Below are 18,622 nucleotides of genomic sequence, written 5' to 3'. Positions count from 1 at the left end.
TAGTTGTGAATAAGTGTCTTTTCCTCACTTTTTACACTGAAGCCTAACTTTTGAACTGAGTATACAGAACTAGGTAAAATGAAAAGTATAGGAGGAAGATGCTTATGCCGAACTTTTTCAAAAAGGTGGTCAAACAGGAGAAATGCTTGATATGCAAAAAGACAGCAAAAAAGCCGGGTTACTATCTGGACGATAATGGTAATAAAGTAGCTGTATGTTTTAACTGTGTCAGTTACGCAGAGCGCCGGGCGTTAAGAAAAATATAAATCCCCTTTTCATTCAGAGGAATTAACGTTACAATGGTCAATAGGAAAAAGGCAGAGCACTTTTTCCCTTATAAATAAGCACTGGTTAAATGATGATCCCTTTCTTTAACAAATTGTAAATTAAATAATATTGGTAGTAATGAACTGGACAATAGAGCTGGACATAAGCCAAAAAAAGGACGAAAGGACCTTTTTTGGCTTTTTTTATTGGAAAAAATTGATAGATGAGGTGTGGGAGGAAAACCTTATGAGACAGATTGATAAATCTACGTTTGATAAATCCCTGCTGGGGTTGACGGGCATTCATTTTGCCAAGAAGAGTATGGAAGCTTATCATCATGCTAAGAATATAACGGAACAGGATTCACCTATTGTTTTGGAGATTTGTGAAGCCTGCGCTCGTATTTGTCACGAGTGTGTTCAAGAATTAAAAGCTATGGAAGATCATGAGCTTGATGAAGTAATAGAGATATGTTTAGCTAATGCTATTTTATGTGAAGAACTGATTGAGAACCTGACAAAATAAAAGTTTAACGTCTATAGATTAGTGGTAAAAAAATCATGAACCAAATAGCGGACTTAGTCCTGCTAAACAAAGGGTGAAATCTATGGAAAAAAATTCAGTACAAGCAGAAGTTGCAAGTTATACAGGTAAACTGTTCCGTGACAATTTTGGCAAAGGACCGTCCTCTGTTTATGTGTCAATCGAGCATCCTTTTATTACCATATATTTAAGTGATTTTCTGGCACCTATGGAAAGGGTGTTAGTTGGTCAGAAGAATTACATGAAAGTGGAAGAGACGCGTGACCTGCTGATGCAGGAGTTAATTCCAGAGATCAAGGCGACTCTGCGCGTTACGGCGGATATTCATGTGGAAAATATATATTACGATTGGTCGCTGAAAAATCGAAGCGGCATTATTGTAGGTGTAGTAAAGGAAGAAAGCGAGGCGGAGGAACTGCTGTCGTTAGCGGATTATTCCAATAAGGCCAAAGTGCATGATGAGATCGTTAAAGTAAGCAAGCAGGCAGAGAAGGTACCAGAGCAGGTGGATTCCCTTTTTCTTAATCCAAGAACGCTGGTAGTTGATCGTAAAGGAATTCTTGTTCGAATCGAAAAAGAATTAATTAGTTCAGGCTTCAGTGAACAATTACGTTTAAGTAAGCGTCAGTTGGAGAAGCGTTTACTCGATTCATCTGTTTTTGAAAAAATTCTAGATACGCCGGTACAGGATATTTTTGTTGATTGGGATTTTTCACTGGATAAGAGTTATATTATTTTCATTCTAAAACCGAATAAAAAGTAATGGTGGAAATGAGCTGGACAATTAGAGCCGGACATGAGCCGAAAAGGTGAGGAGCAAAACATGCGACCCTTTTCGGTTTTTTTAATGGGAAAATATCTCCAAATTATGCTGTGGAAAGGATGAATTGGGTTACTCATTTAACTGAGTGTAAAAGAAGGAGAGAATGAATTGTTTGGAATATCAGATTTTTTACAGCTTGCTTTATCTGCCTTTATCATTCTGCCGGTCGTTTCGGTTATAAGAGAAGGCGGATACTTGGCAGCAAGTTATTTTCTTGGGGCGAAAAGCTCTAAAGTTACTATAGGATGCGGGCCCCGGCTTTTTCATTTAGGAGTATTTGAAATTCGAAAATATTACTTTATGTACAGCTGGTGCAGCTATGACGAATTACGTGTTGATAAATTATGGGCTCACCTTATTGTATATGTGTCCCCAATGTTGAGTAACATCTTTGTAGCGGCAGGTGTGAACGGATTACTGGCATTAGATTGGATGGGAATGGAGACATTCTGGCGGCAGTTTATCTTCTATGCCTTTTATTTTGTATTATTTGACGCACTTCCCCTATATTACCCTGATGGTCAGCCAAGCAATGGCCGTGTGGTCTATGATTTAGTGCGGCATGGTCAATTAACAGACTTTCAACGGAATGACCCAAAGGAAAAGGTGGATCAAGAAGCCAATTGATAGAAAGGAAGGTAATATGACCTTTAAACTTATCGCACACGATGTAAACGATACAACAATAGAATTTGCTAAGAACAATGAAGAAATTATTTTTAACTCGTATGATGAAGCAGAGAAATTTGCTCTACGAGTAAAAAAAGATAACAGGTGGGCGGCTGACTATGAATTTTCTATTATTGAAAATAAATAACCCCTGATGCACTGGTCTAAAGAGGAGCTTAGGCCAGTTTTTTTATGAGCATAACTGGTAAAATAAGTATGATAGTTGTGGTACTATTAACTTAATTATCAAGGAGGGTGAATGATGAGATTTTCGCAAGTTCTACTATACACAGATAAACTTGATGAGCTGTTTTCTTTTTACATACATAAGCTTAAGTTTCCTCTTCATGAAGATAGCGAAGATCATTTTACAATAATCATAGGCAAAAGCCAGTTAACCTTCGTTAAGAGTGAAAATAAACACTTCTACCATTTTGCATTGAATCTGGCGGTGAATCATTTTGAAGATGCCAAACAAACTATGAAACCATTGGTTGATTTAAACGTAGAAGTTGGAGAGGACGAAGTGCATTTTACAGCATCTAACGCGCGTTCTTTCTACTTTCATGACCCTGCAGGTAACATTGTAGAGTTTATAGTCAGGTATGATTACAGTCATACAATGGAGAAGCCATTTTCGGTTTCAAATCTGCTTGATATTGGTGAGGTCAGCCTTACATCAAGGGACGGAGGGGTGGAAGTACAGCAATTGAATTTCATGGGGAAAGACGGCCGCTACATTTTACTAGGACCGCCGGGGAGAAAATGGTTATTCTCGCATCAAGCAGGGGAGCAGCACCCGGTTCGTATTGAAATTAACGACGGACTGATTATAGAAATGGACGACCAGGGGGAGCTGAATGTTCAATGAGCTGTCACGCAGAGGTTTTATAAAAGGGGAAGGCGTTCTCATTGCTGTTACCCTAACCAGTGGGATAGCGCCCTAACCTGGGAGGATAACGACCTAACGGGTGATGATTGCTTTCTAACCCATATTGAGGTAGAAGAAAGAGTAACAGAGCAGGAGAAGTTTCTTACTAATTTCCATTTACTTCGAAAAAGGAGGAAGCTGAATGAAATATCAAGAGTTCGGCCTGATTCTTTTTGTCGAGAACTATGAAGCCTGTCTGAACTTTTATGAAAATAAGTTTGGTTTAACGAAGCGAAGTGAGAAAGACGATCTCACTACATATACGATTTCAACAGGTTATTTAATGATAGAAAAAGGAGGGGCAGGTTCTACTGGTGAAAAACCTAGAGATCAGAACCCTACTGTTTTGCGCTTTGACTCAGCATTGTTGGAAAGAACAGTCCATGAATTAAAGTCTAGAGGAATAAGATTTCAGGAGGAATGTCTAAATTTTGAGTGGGGAAAAATTGCTGTTTGTCTCGATCCAGACGGAAATCGTATAGAAATTGGCGAAGTTTACAGCAGAAGAAGTGGATAGAAGGGATGAGGAGGAGGGCAGCATGAACAAAAAGAACGCTTTAGATATTTTTCATGAACAATTGCGGATCAAGGCTGCGATCCCGGGTTATGTGAGAGAAGAAAATGAGCATGTTATTCGTCACGTATCTCAGCATAATGAAGAAGGGTTTATTTCCTGCTCTTCTCTTACTCTGGATAATGCAGAACGGGCGATCGAAAAAGAAATGGCTTATTTTCAAAGCTTAGGTCAGCGTTTTGAATGGAAGGTTTATAGTTATGACCAGCCTGATCGCCTGGTGGATCTATTGCAGTCCAAGGGTTTTACTATTGACGATCGGGAGGCCTTAATGGTGATGGAAATCAACCATAACCATTCTTTTTATAACCCATCCCTTCCCCTGCGGTTAAAAGAAATTACCGAGGAAGCAGGCGTTAAGCAGATGATGGAGTTACTTACAGAAGTGTGGGGAGAGTCTTACACTTTATTGGGAAATCGATTGTGGAGGGACAAAAAGAACGATCCTGAAACTTTATTTCTATATGGCATTTATGATGGAGAAAAGCTTGTCAGTACAGCATGGATGTATTTAGAAAAGGGTACATCCTTTGCCAGCTTCTGGGGAGGGGCTACCTTAATGAATCACCGGGGGCAAGGCTGTTACTCTGCTTTACTAGCTGTACGCGCACAAAAAGCACATGAAAGAGGTTATCGTTTTTTAACAGTGGATGCCAGCCCGATGAGTCAGCCAATTTTAGAAAAGAATGGGTTTACTTGTTTAGCCTACTCTTACGGATGCCTGTCACCCGAAATACAGAATTAGGGTTTTTAAACGAGAAATACCACCACCTTGTTGAAGAATCACGATGTTTTGATTTAACGAATCGACAAAACATGGCTGCCTGAGGAGCAGTCAGAAAAGAAAGGGAGATCTAATGTTTAAGGGCGAGCGAATTAAACTGCGGAAACTAGCTTTATCTGACATAGATACTTTTCACAGCTGGCGGAATAATGAAGAAGTTATGAAGTATACCAATCCATCTTTAGATAAATATACTTATGGAGAGACGGAAGCTTTCATAGAAAAGCTTCTTCAATCAGGCACCTCGAAAAGCTACATGATTGAGCTGATCCAGTCAAAGAAACCGTTAGGCCTTACCTCCCTCATAAATATTGATTATAAAAATCGCAACGCAGAATGCATAATTGACATCGGAGAGCATGAATACTGGGGGAGCGGCTACGGCACGGAAGCCTTACAGCTGCTGATCACCTATAGTTTTAAAGAGATGAACTTACACAAAGTACATATCCGTGTGTTTTCTTTTAATGAAAGAGCGATCTCCCTCTATAAGAAAATGGGGTTTCGTATTGAAGGTGAACAAATGGATCAGCTGTTTCGAGACGGGCAATGGCATAACGTTGTACTTATGGCAGCATTTCAAAAAGAATTTTTCGCTTCTCATTTATAGCATTTCTTCATAGAAAAAAATACGTGCACAATCTTGAAAGTTGTTACTGACTGGTTTCGTGACCAGATTTCTGTCGAAGTAAGGGTCATTAACGTTGCCCATGACTTATGCTGGGAGCGCCTCCGCCATGTATATGAGGAAATTCATCTATTTTTAGAAAAACTATGCAGATAAAGAAGGTTTTGTATGTGTTATACCGAAATATAAACAGAGGAGAATTCAGTTGAGGAGAGATGAAATGACGCAAACGAATACGAGTCTTGCTATCAAAGAGAAAGAAGAGTTATTTAAACAGATTATAGACTATTCTTTTGCCCCGACGATTATACATGCGGAACAGAAGGTGTTATATATAAATAAAGCTGCGGAGGATTTCCTGCTAGCCAATAAAAGTGAGCTGATCGGCACTTCCGCACTAGGGATTTTTAAAGAGGAAAATAAGCCTTATATGAGGAATCGTATGGCTGAGATTAAAGAATCGCATCAACCTGGGGAATTAATAGAGATTTCTCTTATAAAAGCTGATGGCAGCTTGGTGGATGTGGAGTTAACGTGCACGCCAGTGATTTTTGGTGAGACTCCCGCCATTCAATCGGTTGCCCATGATATTACTGCTCATAAATTGACAGCTAGTGAGCTTGATGAGGTGCGTCATGAGATTTATGAAATCGCAACAGCCATTGTTCCGGTCTCAGAAGGTGTCTCCATATTACCTTTGACAGGGAGGATTGATGAAACACGCGTGAACCAGCTTTTAGACACTATTCCTTTGAAGCTGAAGGATTATGATTTAGATCACCTTATTATTGATTTCTCAGGAATTTATCGTTTAGACGAAACGGTAGTATCCTTTTTCTACCAGATTAACGATATTATCCGACTGCTTGGGATTCACCCGATTTTTACAGGGATTCGGCCAGAACTGGCGAGAAAGGCTGTCGAGATTGGACGTGATTTAACTGATATTGATACAATAGGCACCGTGAAACAAGCCATCCTGAAAATTAAGAAAAGCCAATAAGAAGAGCTGCTATGGATTATTCCAGCAGTTCTTTTTTCTATAAGGCTGTATTGGGAAGCAGCAACATTTCTAATCGTGTTATTCTATAAAAGTACCGATTGAAAAACAAGTTTTCTTACTTTAAATGAAAGATAGCCCGCCTGTTTATTAGCGCTTTATTCTAGTAGAACTTGTTTACAAAAGTTCTTTATTTGTTGGAACTTACGAGGAAAAAGGGGATTTTTATGACAGACATCACGATCATAGGTGCTGGAGTCAGCAGCGTCTTTTTGGCTTACAGCTTGATGAACAAGCACGAAGGCATATCCATTCACGTTATTGATAAAGGGAAAGAGTTAAACCGTCGTTCGTGTGGGTTGGAACGGGGGGAGAGCTGTTCTTGTGAGCAGGGCTGCAGCAAATACCTCGGATTTGCGGGGCTGGGAAAATCAGAAGGGAAATTTAATTATACGAATGATTTTGGCGGAGAGCTGGGACGAAAGATTAGAAATGAGAAAACGATGCAGCTTATGCAGGAAGTGGACCGTATTCTTTGCAGCTTCGGGGCAGACCGTGTAAACCTCTATAGTACAAAGAATGATCGTTTATCTGCACGAGCTTCCTGCCATGCTTTAAAGGTGCTCTCCACAGAAGTCAGACATTTAGGGACGACTTTGGCAGAAGAAATTTTTCAGAAGATGTATGAAGTCCTGGAGAAGCGTGTTCAATTTACGTTCGAAGCAGAGGTGCAGCATATTGAAAAAGACAAGAATTTTAAAATTGAAACAAATAAAGAGACGTTTTCAAGTGAAAAAGTAGTACTTGCCACCGGAATGAGTGGAAGCCGGTGGTTCAATAAACAGACTCATCAATTAGGGCTGTATCCCGGAGAAACGAGGCTGGACTTAGGTATTAGAGTGGAAATGCGGGGGGACCAGCTCGAATCCATTCTTAAGGATACATTCGAAACCAAGTTAACCTACTTTGGAGATGATTACTCAGCCACAACGTACTGCATGAATCCTAAAGGCCGGGTGATTCGTAAATATCAGCACGGGTTAGTTATGCCCGACGGCCAGAACCAGCGGGAAAAAGACTCGCCAAGTGATAATTTAAACTTTACCTTGTTCGTTCCGAGGTATTATGCGACTTACGAGGAAGCTATAAATAAAGCAGAAAGTGTCATTAAACCTATTAATAGAAACAGTGACCGGATCGTGGTACAGAGGTTAATGGACTTTAAAAACGATCGTTCTGCAAATGATAGTCGAACAGGTTCAATCATTCCTTCTCTTGAATGTGAGACTGGACGGTTAAATGAAGAAGTTCCCGTATTGTATCAGAGGGCGCTCCTCGATTTTTTTGAAGCGCTGGAGGGTTTGCTTGGGGAACGACTCGATCCAGATACATTACTTTACGGAATAGATGCTAAATTCTATGAACCTAAATTATATACTGATTACCGGTTTGAAACTGAAGTTCGAGGACTTTATTTGATAGGAGATTGTTCAGGGGAAACTCATTCCCTGTCACAGGCAGCAGCCAGCGGGATTTATTTAAGCGACATTTTGACTAGCTGAGCTCGAAGGAGATCAATCGTGATTAAACGAGAAAAGTACAGCCCGGGAAGGAAGGGCTGCACTTTTTGGGTCAGGTTGCCGGCGGGCCGAATTTTCCTTCGTGATAATCACGGTACGCCTGTTTAATTTCTTCCATTGTATTCATTACAAAGGGGCCATAAGGTACGATTTCTTCTTCAATCGGCATCCCGGAATAAACTAGAATTTTAGTCTGGCGTTTTTTTGATTTAATTTCCAACGTGCTTTTCGTTTCAGAGCTGCCTTCTTTGTTGTAAGTAAGTGCAGCCACTCCGTGTTTCTTTAAAGTGGTCTCGTTTGCAAATTCTGCTTCGCCGGCTAATACATAAAGGAAAGCATTATGGTTCGCTGGTAGTTCTAGGGTATACTCTGCTCCTGTTGCTAACGTCATTTCCGTTAACGTAATGGGAACAATTGACTGAAGCGGACCCTGTACACCAGCTACATCTCCTGAGAATACTTTTATTGTTCCTCCGTCAATAGAAACGACCGGAGCATGTTCAGAATAAATATTTTGATAGATTGTTTCTGAGTTCTTTTTATCTTTAGGAAGGTTCAACCACAACTGCAGGGTGTGGGCGATATCATCCTCCACCCCGTCTTCAGCGTGGCGGGCAGCCCAGCCTGCATTCATATACTGGACGTCTCCGGGTTCTAGAATATCACGTCCTCCTGCGTTATCGATGTGTTCAAGTCTCCCATCCACAACATAGGTCACGGTTTGAAAACCGCGGTGAGGGTGGTCCGGGAAAGTTCCCTTCTTAAACCAGTCTTCAGCCATGAGAATAAAAGGATCAAATTCAGCCCAGCGGTCAACAGGAAGGATCCAGCCTTTCTGAATGGAAGGAAGACTCATCTCGTTGTATTCAACGTACCAATGATCTTTTACTTGGCGATGGAATATATCTTTCATTTGTGATCATCTCCTCGTACTTATTCTCTTTTCTCTATATTTTGATTCATCTTTGTCAGCAGGTGATCAAGCTGTTCGAGCTCTTCTGTAGTGATTCCCTCGCATACGATTTCGTTAAACTGTTCAGCAACAGGCAGCACCTTGCGTTTTAACTCTTCTCCTGATTCGGTTAAGAATAGGGTCAGGGAACGTCGGTCGGTTTGCGATGAGCTTCGTCTTATGAAGCCTTTCTCCTCTAAATTGGCTGCCATACGGGCTATATTTGTTTTATCTTTATTTAAGCGGACGGCGAGCTGATTTTGTGAAAGACCATTTTCTTCCCAAAGCAGCATCATAATTAAGTTCTGCTCAGGGGCGAGATTGTATGGCTTCAATTGAGATTTTATATATCCAGTCAGTTTTAAATCCGTTTTGTGGATTTTAATACTGATATAGTCTTGAAAGGTTAAGCTCATGAATTCATCCCTCATTCCAGAAATAGAATAGTTGCTATACATACTATTTGAGTTGTGTTTAGTATAGGCAGGAGCAGTTCACTTGTCAATTGTTTTGGATACCACGCAGAAACTGTATTATGATGAGGGTATAGAAACTAGAAGGTTATATAAATACAATGGTTACATACGCGTCCACTTCCAGGAGCGATATTAGGTATCACTATTCTTACTTCTTTATGGCAGCCGCCGCATATTAAAAAGTTTGACTGTGCAGTGCACCACACGGTTTATGATGAAACAGGGGGGAGTCATGTACAGGATAAGTGAATTTGCCGCAATGACAGGTTTAACGAAAGAAACATTGCGATACTATGCCGAAATTAAATTGCTTGAGCCAGCTTATATTCATCCCACAAATCATTACCGCTATTATGATGATGGCAGTTTTTTTCTTGCTGATCTGTTAGTGAAGTTAAGGTGTCTCGGCTTCTCTATTCAGGAGATGGTCACTGTAATGGAGGATGAGTCATTTGAGAACCTTGAAGCTCTTTTAGTAGAGAAGAAAAATAACCTACAGGAACAGATGGACCGCTTGCAAATGAAGATAAACGAAATTGACGATTTCTTAGCGTCAGGTAAGGAGGAAGGATAAGTGATTGAATGGAAAGAGGAACGAACAATCGAAACGAATATCGAGAACATATGGGAGCTTTTCTTAGATGAAAACATTAAACGGATTATGCCGAAAGTCGAAGAGCATGCTTTAATTGAAAAGAATGAAGATGAACCGGGGGCTAAACACCGGCAGTCGTACCGGGAGGGAAAACGTCTTGAAACGTATATCGTCGATACGCTGGCCTACGAAAACAAGGAAGATGAGAAATATAAGAAAGTAAGCTTTATTATAGGCAAAGCGTTTGAAATCACTGTTTCTTATCACTTAATCAAGCTTGAGGAAACACGAACTAAATTTATATATGAAGGAACGAATCAAGGAGTGAATTTCGTGGGACGAGCGATGTTAAAGCTCGCAAATAAAAAAGGGAACCATGATGTAGTGGCTGAATTTATGGACCGGGTGGAAGAGGAAGCTGTGAAGCGGCATACGCAGACATAGTTCTCATGGATACTGGGTAGAATTGTAATAAGAGCAGGAGAGGAGGCGGGGTCATTGAAGGTCCGCATTGAACTATTATATAAGACACCAAAGCGTACAGAAACCAATTTCACCTCTGAAGTGATGCCGGCAGGTCAGGCTGTTCTAATGGCTGAAGATCTCGAGAAAACAGGAAGAGCGAAGACGATCACGTTTATCGATGAAGCAGAGCGCAGCTGGAACCTTAAGGAATTAAAGCAATATATGAAAGGGATTGAAACTGAGCCTCATAACATTAAGATCTATTTTGACGGTGGATTTGATCACGCATCTAGACGTTCCGGCCTTGGATGTGTCGTGTATTATGAGCAGAACGGCAAATCACTCCGCCTCCGTAAAAATGCTCAAGTAGATGAGCTGAATTCCAATAATGAAGCAGAATATGCTGCCCTCCATTTAGCCTTAAAAGAATTGGAGCTGCTTGGTGTGCATCACTTACCGGTACAGGTGGTCGGCGACTCTCAAGTGGTGATTAATCAGCTTAAAGGAGAGTGGCCCTGTTTAGAGAGTGATCTGTCAGATTGGGCAGATTGGATAGAAGACAAGATGAAAGAGATGGGAATTCAACCCGAATACGCTTTAGTTTCCCGGAAGTCAAACCGGGAAGCTGATAGACTTGCTACTCAGGCACTGCAGGATATTGAAATCACAAGTACAAGTGAAATGACTTAACAGGGGGAGGTTGTTGTGAAGGCAGGGACACTTTTATGCCTGTTATGTTTAATAGGCTGCAGCACCGAAACCAGCTCATACTCAGACGAACCGACTATTGAAGGTTATATTATTGAAGCTGACACGAATACAATTGTAGTTGCGGAAGGCATGACGAAGGAAGAAGCGATGGCATCTAATCCAATCGATGTTTCAGATGATGTTTATGTTCATAGATTTAAAGAGGAAGGCTGGTTTCCTCAAACAGCTGATTACAAAGAAGGTCAGAAGGTGAAGGTTTGGGGAGAGGGCGGTGCAATGGAATCATATCCTCCGCAATCCGTGTTAGGTAAAATTGAACAAGTGAAATGAATGGAAACAGCTTTACTTGATGTCAGCTGTTTTGCTGCCAAGTTGAACTTTTGAAATCTCTACTTCAGTCCGGTCAATTTTCATAACCATTGTTGTTGGCGAGGCATCGGCGGTGCAATCCTTCTTAACCTCTTTCAACTGATAGGAAATCATATTGTCAACCTTATCAATGTCTTCTCCTATGATCTTGTGCGGACAGCTGCTTGATTCATAAGTCGCTAACAACAGTAAATAATTATCCTGCCATTCCACGTCCGGGAGGTCCTTCGTCAGGTTGTAATCATTCCATTTCTTTTTTAATTCACTTTGATTCTCTGCTTTATGAGCGATGAAATCATTTGTTGCCATTCCTTCTGGTGAAGTCTGTTCCTGGAGGATAAGTGATTCCATTGTTTGCGTGCCGCACCCCGCTGGGAAAATAAAAATACACAGCAAAATTATTTTTCTCCTCATAGGACCTAACTTTCATTTGATTAACAACACTCTAATTTTACCATAGCAGCAGAGCCCATAAATTCATTGTAATTAATTGCATAAAATCATATGACAATAGTAGAAGTCCGGATATATAATATATGTATTCGGATGTTTTTTTATAAACGAGAACGCTTCACGATTTACATAGAAGGAGGGAGACTCGTGGATCCGTTAGATATCGTTAGTCATTTACATAAAATTAAGCCTGTATATCAGCCGGTGATCAGTGCGATTAAACATGATGTGGTTGGATATGAAGTATTGGGACGTTATGAATACGAAGGCGAGTGGCAGAGTCTTGGTGGTTTTTTTCATGACCCGGACGTGCCGGAGGAATTTAAAGTAGAGGTGGATCAGCACCTTTTACATTTAGCGTTATCAGACATGCTGACTCACCAAAACAGCGGCTACTTGTTTATTAATCGTAATGCTAAGCAGCTTATGATTAATGATGGGGAGGATCTGCTTGAAACGCTGCTCACGTTTAAACAGAAAGGATTCCCGACGGACCGGATCGTGATAGAGGTAACGGAGCATGACTTTGATGAAGAATTCGAAGAACTCAGCCATCTGCTGCTTTACTATAAAACATTCGGTATACAAATAGCGATTGACCACGTAGGTGCAAAAAGCTCAAATATTGATCGAATCCGGCAGCTTGAGCCTCACATTTTAAAAATTGATACAAAGACGATCCGCACTCACAATTCTGAAGGATTTCAGGATATTATGTTCTCGTTGTCCATGTTAGCCCAGAGAATAGGAGCGGCTTTACTTTTTGAAAATATAGAGGATGATTTTCAGCTGCATTTTGCCTGGAAGCATGGAGGACGATACTATCAAGGGTTTTACTTAGCAAGGCCCAGCTTTCAACTCTTATCGAAGGAGGACCTGCCATTACATTTAGGACATAAGATAAATGCTTATATTCAACGAGAGAAACTGTTAATCGAACAACGCCTGTTTCTCGTCCGTTCGTGGGAAGAGAAGGTTAAAGGAATTCTTTCGAAATGGGATGGCCCGAAGAAGGTGGATTCATTTATTAATTGGGCCACCAGTCAATTTGACCAGGAAAGCTTTAGAATGTTCATTTGTAACAGTGACGGCCAGCAAGTGTCCTCCAACTTTAGAAAGTATGAAAATTCTTGGAGCCAGGAACCTCTTAAGAAAGGATCGAACTGGGCCTTTCGTCCTTACTTTTTAGAAAGTGTTATGCAGATGAAAACCTCCAGCAAAGGGATGCTGTCGGAAATTTATTCTGATATCGAAACAAAAGACCTGATTCGAACCTTTAGTTTCCCCTTAACGGACCATCACTTTTTATTTATAGATCTACAATATTCCTACATGTACAACCATGAAAGTCTGCTCATATAAGAAAGATATTTTAACGAGGAGGAGAAAAGAATGGCTCAAAATCGTATTGTATCTAAAGTGGATGGTCGTGTACTTGAAGTGGAAAGGGTGTTTGAGGCGCCACGAGATCTAGTCTTTAATATGTTCTCTGAGTCCAAACATGTAGAAAGCTGGTGGGGACCAAAAGGGTGGAGTACGACGAATAAAAAATTTGAGTTTAAACCAGGAGGAACGTGGCACTACTGTATGCGGTGCGTAGATGAACAGCAGGGAGACTTCTACGGCTATGAGTCATGGGGTATGGGAGTTTTTCAAAACATTTCAACCCCTGAGACCATCGTTTATACAGATTCATTTGCGGATGAAGAAGGTAATATTGCTGAATCAATGCCGGAAAGCCTCGTAACTCTGCAATTTATTGATATGGGGAAGGAAACAAAACTAATTACCCGCAGCCAGTTTGAAACGCTCGAAAACCTGGAAACGGTAATGGAAATGGGAGTGCTTGAAGGGGTTAGTTCCCAGTTTGAATGTTTAGACGATTATTTAAATCAAATACAGAACCTCTAGAGGCTGGGACAAAAGTAAAGCAGTGGTGTCAAAGAACGAACATTTGTATAAACGCAGATGATTAGCGCAGCTAAAATGCGAAGACTCCTGTGGGAACAGCACGAGCCGAAGATCCCGGAGGAAAGCGTTCCTTGCTTTCTGAGGAAGCTTAAGGCCGTGCCTGCGGAAAGCGAAGCATTTTGACGGAGCGATAGTGTGTGCTCTTTAACATAAATAATCCGAACTGATTTCCACAAAATCATTCGGATTATTTTACTTTTTACTCAGATTTGTCCCGACTTCTTTTGTTATTTTTGCGTTAATTTGAAATAATTGGAACGATAGAGAAGGAAAAATAAAATGAAAGAGAGGGAGCGAATACCTTGATCTTCAGACCGATTCACCTGAAAAAAGATCTTAGTGTTGTTCGTCAATTTCGCAGGGATTCATTTGTTGAAAGCTTCGGAAATGATGATGGTTTTGACAGTGATGACTACATAGCCTGGTTGAAAGAGAATATCCGCATTTTTCCCAGCGGGTTTGTAATGGCGGAAGAACATGGCCGGCCTGTCGGTCAAATTGAATTATCCATCCGAAGATATGAAGGCAGGTTGATTGGCTACGTTCATTTATATTACTTAATACCGGAAGAGCGGGGTGAGGGGAAAGGCAGGTATCTCCTGGCGTATTCAGAGGATTTTTTCCGCTGGCATCGTGTAAAAGAATACCACTTAAGAGTCTCGCCCACGAACACAAGAGCCGTTAAGTTTTATAAAAAATCCGGACTCAGGGAAGTTGGTACAGAACTAAACGGCAAAGTTGTACGATTGAATAAAGAAATAGAAATCGACTAATGTACAGGGGTGTTCAAGAGTGGTACATAAAAAGGAGAGTGATGGTAATTAATAAATTCATTTACTTATACGTTTTCTTCTCAACTTTAGTATTTTTGGCCGGCGTATTCGGTGTCATTACAGATGTCCTGGCTGCTTCTTTAATGATCACTACTGGACTGTTATTTGCGGCAGCAATCAAATTCACTACAGGTCGAAGCTGAATATGGATCAGCCATAAAAAGTCTGGCTGATCCATGTTAATTTAGAACCAATGCAGTGGTTCGGGGTTTGTATTCTCATAAATGTGTTTCACTTCTGTATATTCCTCCAGCCCCTGTCTTCCGAGTTCTCTCCCGATACCGGAGGATTTATAGCCGCCCCATGGGGCCTGAGCGAAATAAGGGTGGAAATCATTGATCCATACCGTTCCCATACGAAGTTTTCCAGCAGCCCGCTCAGCCTTCTTTGTATCTTCTGTCCACACCGCACCTGCCAGTCCGTAGATTGAATCATTAGCTAATTGCACGGCTTCTTCTTCTGTATGGAAGCGCTCGATGGTCAGAATGGGCCCAAAGGTTTCTTCCTGAACGATGCGCATAGAGGAGTCACAGTCTGTGAAAATAGTGGGTTCATAGAAAAAACCAGATTGCAGTTCTTTACCCGTGGGACGCTTACCGCCAGTGATAAGCTTGGCGCCTTCTTTAATTCCAACAGCTGTATAATTTTCGACTTTCTCCAGGTGTTCTTTTGAAATGAGCGGACCTGACTGTGTCGTTTTGTCAAAACCGCTGCCGAGCTTGATCTGCTTCGTCCGTTTCACAAGCTCTGGCACAAACCGGTCATGAAGGGAATCCTGGACGAGCAGCCGGGCACCTGCCGAGCAAACCTGGCCGGCATGAAAGAATACAGCGTTAAGCGCTTGATCCATCGCTGTGTCAAAGTCTGCATCTTCAAAGACAATATTAGGGTTCTTCCCACCGAGTTCCAGTGCGATTTTTTTGAAATTGCCAGAGGCAGCATTCATCACCTTACGACCGGTTTCGAGTCCCCCGGTGAAGGAGATTAAATCCACTTCATGGCTCTCTGCAAGCTGCTGACCGGTTTTTTCACCGGGACCTAAAACTAAGTTAACCACCCCTGATGGGACTCCGGCTTCTTCCATCAGTTCAGTTACTTTAATCGTCGTTAATGGTGTAATTTCGCTCGGTTTTATAATAATTGTATTGCCCGCTGCCAAAGCGGGAGCGATTTTCCAGGCTGCCTGGAGAAGCGGGTAATTCCAGGGGGTGATTTGTCCGCATACTCCAACCGGTTCCCTGACTACCTTACTTCTGGAGTCGGGAATAGGGGAATCAATAATCTCCCCTCCATCCTTGTCGGCCAGTCCCCCATAATAACGGAATACTTCAATAATATCGTTCATGTCGTCCAGGCTTTCAGTAACGGTCTTTCCTGTATCGAGTGTTTCCATCTTCGCTAGTTCTTGTTTATCACGCTCGATCAATTCTGCTATCTTAAATACTAGCTTTCCGCGTTCAACAGCAGGTTTGTGCGTCCATTCCCCTTCGTCAAATGCTTTTCTGGCAGCTTCAATTGCTTCAAGTGTATCAGCTTCGCCACCCTCAGCAACCTCAGCGACGGCTTCCTGATTAAAAGGGTTAATGATAGTCCGGGTGCGGCCTTTTGCTGAATCAACCCATTGCCCATTGATAAACAACTTCTTTTCCTTCATAAGTCTGCCTCCTCAAATTTTTTTGATGAGATACGTGCTGTTTAGGAGATAATCAAATGCGATCGTCTTGCTTTTCCTATATTTATTCTCCACCGAGTACCCGGGTGCTGTGGGGAGGCTGAACTCTTGTCCCCGGATCAATATAGTGTTTCGCCTGACTAATAGCGGTTGGTGCTTCTCCAAATCCTGAAGCAATCAGTTTTACTTTTCCATCGTAAGTTGTAATATCACCCGCAGCATAAATCCCTTGAATGTTTGTTTCCATCTTCTGATTAACTAGAATGGAATTTTTCTCGAGTTCCAATCCCCTCTGCTCCGCTGGTAATTAGAACAGTGGGTGCATAGTGCACCGCTTGAGTTGTAGTAACTTCAAATAGCTGTTCTTCCAGCTTGTTTACATATTGTGCGTTTTCCTCCATGCAGATTTCCGGGTCAAACTGGGCAGCCTGATCTTCTAATTGCCCCACCAAGGCTTTAGCTCGGACTTTCGGAAAGCCGGCAACATCGTAAATATATTTCTCGGGATATAAAGCCATAAGCTGCCCGCCAGGCTGGGGCAGGCTGTCGATAACTTTAACCGACATCTCTCTCATGCCTCCGTAGAACGCAGCAAAAAGACCTGTGGGACCTCCGCCGATAATAATCACGTCAGAAATGTTGTCTGGATAATTCATCGTTTTCACCTTCTTTGATTATTTAAATAAAATGACATTTTCTTCTTCAATTCGTACTTTAAAACTCGGAATTTTTTTATCCGGGTTAGCAAGCATTCGACCTTCGTTCTTAATATTGAATTCCCGTCCGTGCCAGGGACAGCGGATAATTTCCCCTTCATGGGAGTAATCATAATCTCCCGGTGTACTTAATTCTGTTGCAGCACCGCACATCATCCCTTTATCGAGAGGAGCACCCTGATGAATGCACTGGTTCATGAATGCATAGAACTCCCCGTCGGGTGTCCGGCATATTAGTACATTTTGCTTGCCAAAGGTTGATTTCATCATTTCACCGGGTTCGATATCTGACGTTTTACATACAACTTGTTCTCTCATGAGGACTCCTCCTTAATCATCATTTGGTAATTTCGGATAAAAGTTCTTAGCGTTATCAGCAAAAATTCTCTGCTTTAGCTCACGGTCCATATTCGGCAGAGCTCTATGTGGAGAGTCATAATCCCAATGCGGGTAGTCTGTGGAGAAACATAGCATTTCATCTGTACCCATCTGCTCAAGAAGCGACGTGAATTCTTTCTTCGTCAGTTCTTCAGCCGGCTGTGTCGTAAAGCGCACCTGCTCCTTCATAATCTGGCTTGGCTTCCTTTTCAGCCAAGGAACTTCATGACGTAGATCCCGGTATTGCTGATCCATCTTCCACATGAGGTGGGGAATAAAGGTGAAGCCGCCTTCGATCATCATCAGTCCAAGGTTCGGGAACTTTTCGAAAACGCCATTAAACATCATGCTTGTAATCTGCTTCATGTGAGCCGTAGGTATTAATGTGTGCCATTCTATAAAGTATCTGGGCCATTTCCCGTAATAAACAGGTGGCTCGTTATGGTGCATCCCAATCATAAGATTATGTTTTTCGGCGGCCTCGAAGATAGGGTGATAGTAGGGTTCACCCCACATGATGTCATCAATGGGGAGCAGCACCTGAACCATTTTAGGATGATCACCAACTCTTTCGATTTCCTGGATGGCCGCTTCACGATCCTGGGCAGCGACATGAACCGACCCATACAATCGTTCGTCTATATCGAGCCAATTTTCAATCTGCCAGTCATTGTAGGCTGAAGCTAATGCTGCTGCCATTTCGTGCCATCCATGCATTGAAGACGGGGAAGGGTCTAACGCACTTGTTAATATGCCGTATTCATGACCGATCTCATCCAACAGCTGCTCCTGCATAAACCCAAGGTCTGATCCAGCCGGCCGGCCGTCTGGGAGTACTGCATCTGCACGATCAACACCTGCCACAGAAGGCTGAGTGTAGGGCATATGCTTCTCCTGTATCCAGTGGCAGTTCTCAATGTAATGCTTAAACGGTTCATCGAGTTTGTCCAGAATATCTGAGTAACACACTCGTTCATGAATGTCGGTATCGACAAGTGGAATTTTTTGGTTTGTCATCGTAATGCCTCCTTTGTTTCCTTTCGCGACGCGAACATGAAAATCATAGCAGGACCTTGTACAGGTCTCCAAACCGGCTGAGTCTGACTGAGTTACGCTTAGATATCTCAGTGAAGCTCAGTAACGTTCAGTGACAGATTTTCATTTTAGATAAAAATTTTGATGGGTTTTGGTTTTCTTTGTCTATTTAAGGGTAAAAGTTGGAGAGCGCTTAG

General features: G+C 41.8%; 25 protein-coding genes and 1 pseudogene. 18 read left to right on the top strand and 8 right to left on the bottom strand.

Annotated elements, in window-relative coordinates:
- Window positions 1-104: 104 nt before the first annotated feature.
- The 11 genes from LF822_RS05945 (at window position 105) to LF822_RS05895 (ending at window position 7,781) form a co-directional block, all read left to right on the top strand.
- Window positions 105-266 carry a hypothetical protein gene (locus LF822_RS05945; RefSeq protein ID WP_253923008.1) on the top strand — a complete coding sequence of 54 codons (162 nt, stop codon included), beginning with the start codon at window positions 105-107 and terminating at the stop codon, window positions 264-266.
- A 247-nt stretch (window positions 267-513) separates the two neighbouring features.
- On the top strand, window positions 514-792 hold the full coding sequence (locus LF822_RS05940) for a four-helix bundle copper-binding protein (RefSeq protein WP_253923007.1): 279 nt from the start codon (window positions 514-516) through the stop codon (window positions 790-792).
- 82 nt (window positions 793-874) lie between these two features.
- Window positions 875-1,573, top strand: coding sequence for a Na-translocating system protein MpsC family protein (locus tag LF822_RS05935; RefSeq protein ID WP_253923006.1), 699 nt, complete (start codon window positions 875-877; stop codon window positions 1,571-1,573).
- A 168-nt stretch (window positions 1,574-1,741) separates the two neighbouring features.
- Window positions 1,742-2,260 carry a hypothetical protein gene (locus tag LF822_RS05930; RefSeq protein WP_253923005.1) on the top strand — a complete coding sequence of 173 codons (519 nt, stop codon included), beginning with the start codon at window positions 1,742-1,744 and terminating at the stop codon, window positions 2,258-2,260.
- Window positions 2,261-2,276: 16 nt separating this feature from the next.
- Window positions 2,277-2,450 (top strand): hypothetical protein, encoded by a 174-nt coding sequence (locus tag LF822_RS05925; RefSeq protein WP_253923004.1) that lies wholly within the window; start codon window positions 2,277-2,279, stop codon window positions 2,448-2,450.
- Window positions 2,451-2,564: 114 nt separating this feature from the next.
- The gene (locus LF822_RS05920; RefSeq protein ID WP_253923003.1) at window positions 2,565-3,173 is read left to right on the top strand and encodes a VOC family protein; all 609 of its coding nucleotides are present in this window, start codon (window positions 2,565-2,567) and stop codon (window positions 3,171-3,173) included.
- Window positions 3,174-3,375: 202 nt separating this feature from the next.
- Window positions 3,376-3,750, top strand: a complete 375-nt coding sequence (locus tag LF822_RS05915) for a VOC family protein (RefSeq protein WP_253923002.1) — start codon at window positions 3,376-3,378, stop codon at window positions 3,748-3,750.
- 22 nt (window positions 3,751-3,772) lie between these two features.
- Window positions 3,773-4,552 carry a GNAT family N-acetyltransferase gene (locus LF822_RS05910; protein WP_253923001.1) on the top strand — a complete coding sequence of 260 codons (780 nt, stop codon included), beginning with the start codon at window positions 3,773-3,775 and terminating at the stop codon, window positions 4,550-4,552.
- Window positions 4,553-4,664: 112 nt separating this feature from the next.
- Window positions 4,665-5,201: a GNAT family N-acetyltransferase gene (locus LF822_RS05905; RefSeq protein WP_253923000.1), complete on the top strand. Its 537-nt coding sequence runs from the start codon at window positions 4,665-4,667 to the stop codon at window positions 5,199-5,201.
- A gap of 238 nt (window positions 5,202-5,439) precedes the next feature.
- Window positions 5,440-6,222, top strand: coding sequence for a PAS domain S-box protein (locus tag LF822_RS05900; RefSeq protein WP_253922999.1), 783 nt, complete (start codon window positions 5,440-5,442; stop codon window positions 6,220-6,222).
- 224 nt (window positions 6,223-6,446) lie between these two features.
- A complete protein-coding gene (locus tag LF822_RS05895) occupies window positions 6,447-7,781 on the top strand; it encodes an FAD-dependent oxidoreductase (RefSeq protein ID WP_253922998.1) in 1,335 nt (444 codons plus the stop codon).
- A 70-nt stretch (window positions 7,782-7,851) separates the two neighbouring features.
- Here the strand turns inward: LF822_RS05895 and LF822_RS05890 are convergent, their stop codons facing one another.
- The gene (locus LF822_RS05890) at window positions 7,852-8,712 is read right to left on the bottom strand and encodes a pirin family protein (RefSeq protein WP_253922997.1); all 861 of its coding nucleotides are present in this window, start codon (window positions 8,710-8,712) and stop codon (window positions 7,852-7,854) included.
- 20 nt (window positions 8,713-8,732) lie between these two features.
- Window positions 8,733-9,167, bottom strand: coding sequence for a MarR family winged helix-turn-helix transcriptional regulator (locus LF822_RS05885; RefSeq protein WP_253922996.1), 435 nt, complete (start codon window positions 9,165-9,167; stop codon window positions 8,733-8,735).
- A gap of 292 nt (window positions 9,168-9,459) precedes the next feature.
- On the opposite strand from LF822_RS05885, the gene LF822_RS05880 reads away from it, so the two are divergent.
- Genes LF822_RS05880 through LF822_RS05865 form a run of 4 tightly spaced genes read left to right on the top strand, consistent with a single transcriptional unit; the run spans window position 9,460 to window position 11,328 of the window.
- Window positions 9,460-9,801 (top strand): MerR family transcriptional regulator, encoded by a 342-nt coding sequence (locus tag LF822_RS05880; protein ID WP_253922995.1) that lies wholly within the window; start codon window positions 9,460-9,462, stop codon window positions 9,799-9,801.
- The gene (locus LF822_RS05875; protein WP_253922994.1) at window positions 9,802-10,266 is read left to right on the top strand and encodes an SRPBCC family protein; all 465 of its coding nucleotides are present in this window, start codon (window positions 9,802-9,804) and stop codon (window positions 10,264-10,266) included.
- Between the two features lie 54 nt (window positions 10,267-10,320).
- Window positions 10,321-10,977, top strand: a complete 657-nt coding sequence (locus LF822_RS05870; RefSeq protein WP_253922993.1) for a ribonuclease H family protein — start codon at window positions 10,321-10,323, stop codon at window positions 10,975-10,977.
- A gap of 15 nt (window positions 10,978-10,992) precedes the next feature.
- A complete protein-coding gene (locus LF822_RS05865) occupies window positions 10,993-11,328 on the top strand; it encodes a DUF3221 domain-containing protein (RefSeq protein ID WP_253922992.1) in 336 nt (111 codons plus the stop codon).
- A 12-nt stretch (window positions 11,329-11,340) separates the two neighbouring features.
- On the opposite strand, the gene LF822_RS05860 is transcribed toward LF822_RS05865, so the two are convergent.
- The gene (locus tag LF822_RS05860) at window positions 11,341-11,763 is read right to left on the bottom strand and encodes a hypothetical protein (RefSeq protein ID WP_253922991.1); all 423 of its coding nucleotides are present in this window, start codon (window positions 11,761-11,763) and stop codon (window positions 11,341-11,343) included.
- Between the two features lie 204 nt (window positions 11,764-11,967).
- On the opposite strand from LF822_RS05860, the gene LF822_RS05855 reads away from it, so the two are divergent.
- The 3 genes from LF822_RS05855 (at window position 11,968) to LF822_RS05845 (ending at window position 14,564) form a co-directional block, all read left to right on the top strand.
- On the top strand, window positions 11,968-13,182 hold the full coding sequence (locus LF822_RS05855; protein WP_253922990.1) for an EAL domain-containing protein: 1,215 nt from the start codon (window positions 11,968-11,970) through the stop codon (window positions 13,180-13,182).
- 30 nt (window positions 13,183-13,212) lie between these two features.
- On the top strand, window positions 13,213-13,731 hold the full coding sequence (locus LF822_RS05850) for an SRPBCC family protein (RefSeq protein ID WP_253922989.1): 519 nt from the start codon (window positions 13,213-13,215) through the stop codon (window positions 13,729-13,731).
- 362 nt (window positions 13,732-14,093) lie between these two features.
- Window positions 14,094-14,564 carry a GNAT family N-acetyltransferase gene (locus LF822_RS05845; protein ID WP_253922988.1) on the top strand — a complete coding sequence of 157 codons (471 nt, stop codon included), beginning with the start codon at window positions 14,094-14,096 and terminating at the stop codon, window positions 14,562-14,564.
- A 61-nt stretch (window positions 14,565-14,625) separates the two neighbouring features.
- Here the strand turns inward: LF822_RS05845 and LF822_RS05840 are convergent, their stop codons facing one another.
- The 5 genes and pseudogenes from LF822_RS05840 to LF822_RS05820 all read right to left on the bottom strand — a co-directional run bounded on the left by LF822_RS05840 (window position 14,626) and on the right by LF822_RS05820 (window position 18,407).
- The gene (locus tag LF822_RS05840; protein WP_253922987.1) at window positions 14,626-14,802 is read right to left on the bottom strand and encodes a hypothetical protein; all 177 of its coding nucleotides are present in this window, start codon (window positions 14,800-14,802) and stop codon (window positions 14,626-14,628) included.
- A gap of 6 nt (window positions 14,803-14,808) precedes the next feature.
- Window positions 14,809-16,278 carry a betaine-aldehyde dehydrogenase gene (gene betB, locus LF822_RS05835; RefSeq protein WP_253922986.1) on the bottom strand — a complete coding sequence of 490 codons (1,470 nt, stop codon included), beginning with the start codon at window positions 16,276-16,278 and terminating at the stop codon, window positions 14,809-14,811.
- Between the two features lie 82 nt (window positions 16,279-16,360).
- A pseudogene (locus LF822_RS05830) lies at window positions 16,361-16,952 on the bottom strand (NAD(P)/FAD-dependent oxidoreductase).
- Window positions 16,953-16,970: 18 nt separating this feature from the next.
- A complete protein-coding gene (locus tag LF822_RS05825; RefSeq protein ID WP_253922985.1) occupies window positions 16,971-17,330 on the bottom strand; it encodes a Rieske (2Fe-2S) protein in 360 nt (119 codons plus the stop codon).
- 12 nt (window positions 17,331-17,342) lie between these two features.
- A complete protein-coding gene (locus LF822_RS05820) occupies window positions 17,343-18,407 on the bottom strand; it encodes an amidohydrolase family protein (RefSeq protein ID WP_253922984.1) in 1,065 nt (354 codons plus the stop codon).
- Between the last annotated feature and the right edge of the window lie 215 nt (window positions 18,408-18,622).

The sequence above is a fragment of the Halobacillus sp. A5 genome, from assembly GCF_024189315.1.
GTDB lineage: Bacteria > Bacillota > Bacilli > Bacillales > Halobacillaceae > Halobacillus_A.
The sequence above is the reverse complement of the archived record's forward strand: the minus strand, read 5'-3'. Positions and strand labels throughout refer to the sequence as shown.

Coding starts and splice junctions, on each gene's coding strand:
- LF822_RS05945 (WP_253923008.1), top strand. CDS start 105: ATGCCGAACTTTTTCAAAAAGGTGGTCAAACAGGAGAAATGCTTGATA.
- LF822_RS05880 (WP_253922995.1), top strand. CDS start 9,460: ATGTACAGGATAAGTGAATTTGCCGCAATGACAGGTTTAACGAAAGAA.
- LF822_RS05850 (WP_253922989.1), top strand. CDS start 13,213: ATGGCTCAAAATCGTATTGTATCTAAAGTGGATGGTCGTGTACTTGAA.
- LF822_RS05905 (WP_253923000.1), top strand. CDS start 4,665: ATGTTTAAGGGCGAGCGAATTAAACTGCGGAAACTAGCTTTATCTGAC.
- LF822_RS05925 (WP_253923004.1), top strand. CDS start 2,277: ATGACCTTTAAACTTATCGCACACGATGTAAACGATACAACAATAGAA.
- LF822_RS05840 (WP_253922987.1), bottom strand. CDS start 14,802: ATGGATCAGCCAGACTTTTTATGGCTGATCCATATTCAGCTTCGACCT.
- LF822_RS05885 (WP_253922996.1), bottom strand. CDS start 9,167: ATGAGCTTAACCTTTCAAGACTATATCAGTATTAAAATCCACAAAACG.
- LF822_RS05890 (WP_253922997.1), bottom strand. CDS start 8,712: ATGAAAGATATATTCCATCGCCAAGTAAAAGATCATTGGTACGTTGAA.
- betB (WP_253922986.1), bottom strand. CDS start 16,278: ATGAAGGAAAAGAAGTTGTTTATCAATGGGCAATGGGTTGATTCAGCA.
- LF822_RS05825 (WP_253922985.1), bottom strand. CDS start 17,330: ATGAGAGAACAAGTTGTATGTAAAACGTCAGATATCGAACCCGGTGAA.
- LF822_RS05915 (WP_253923002.1), top strand. CDS start 3,376: ATGAAATATCAAGAGTTCGGCCTGATTCTTTTTGTCGAGAACTATGAA.
- LF822_RS05935 (WP_253923006.1), top strand. CDS start 875: ATGGAAAAAAATTCAGTACAAGCAGAAGTTGCAAGTTATACAGGTAAA.
- LF822_RS05920 (WP_253923003.1), top strand. CDS start 2,565: ATGAGATTTTCGCAAGTTCTACTATACACAGATAAACTTGATGAGCTG.
- LF822_RS05940 (WP_253923007.1), top strand. CDS start 514: ATGAGACAGATTGATAAATCTACGTTTGATAAATCCCTGCTGGGGTTG.
- LF822_RS05900 (WP_253922999.1), top strand. CDS start 5,440: ATGACGCAAACGAATACGAGTCTTGCTATCAAAGAGAAAGAAGAGTTA.
- LF822_RS05910 (WP_253923001.1), top strand. CDS start 3,773: ATGAACAAAAAGAACGCTTTAGATATTTTTCATGAACAATTGCGGATC.
- LF822_RS05820 (WP_253922984.1), bottom strand. CDS start 18,407: ATGACAAACCAAAAAATTCCACTTGTCGATACCGACATTCATGAACGA.
- LF822_RS05895 (WP_253922998.1), top strand. CDS start 6,447: ATGACAGACATCACGATCATAGGTGCTGGAGTCAGCAGCGTCTTTTTG.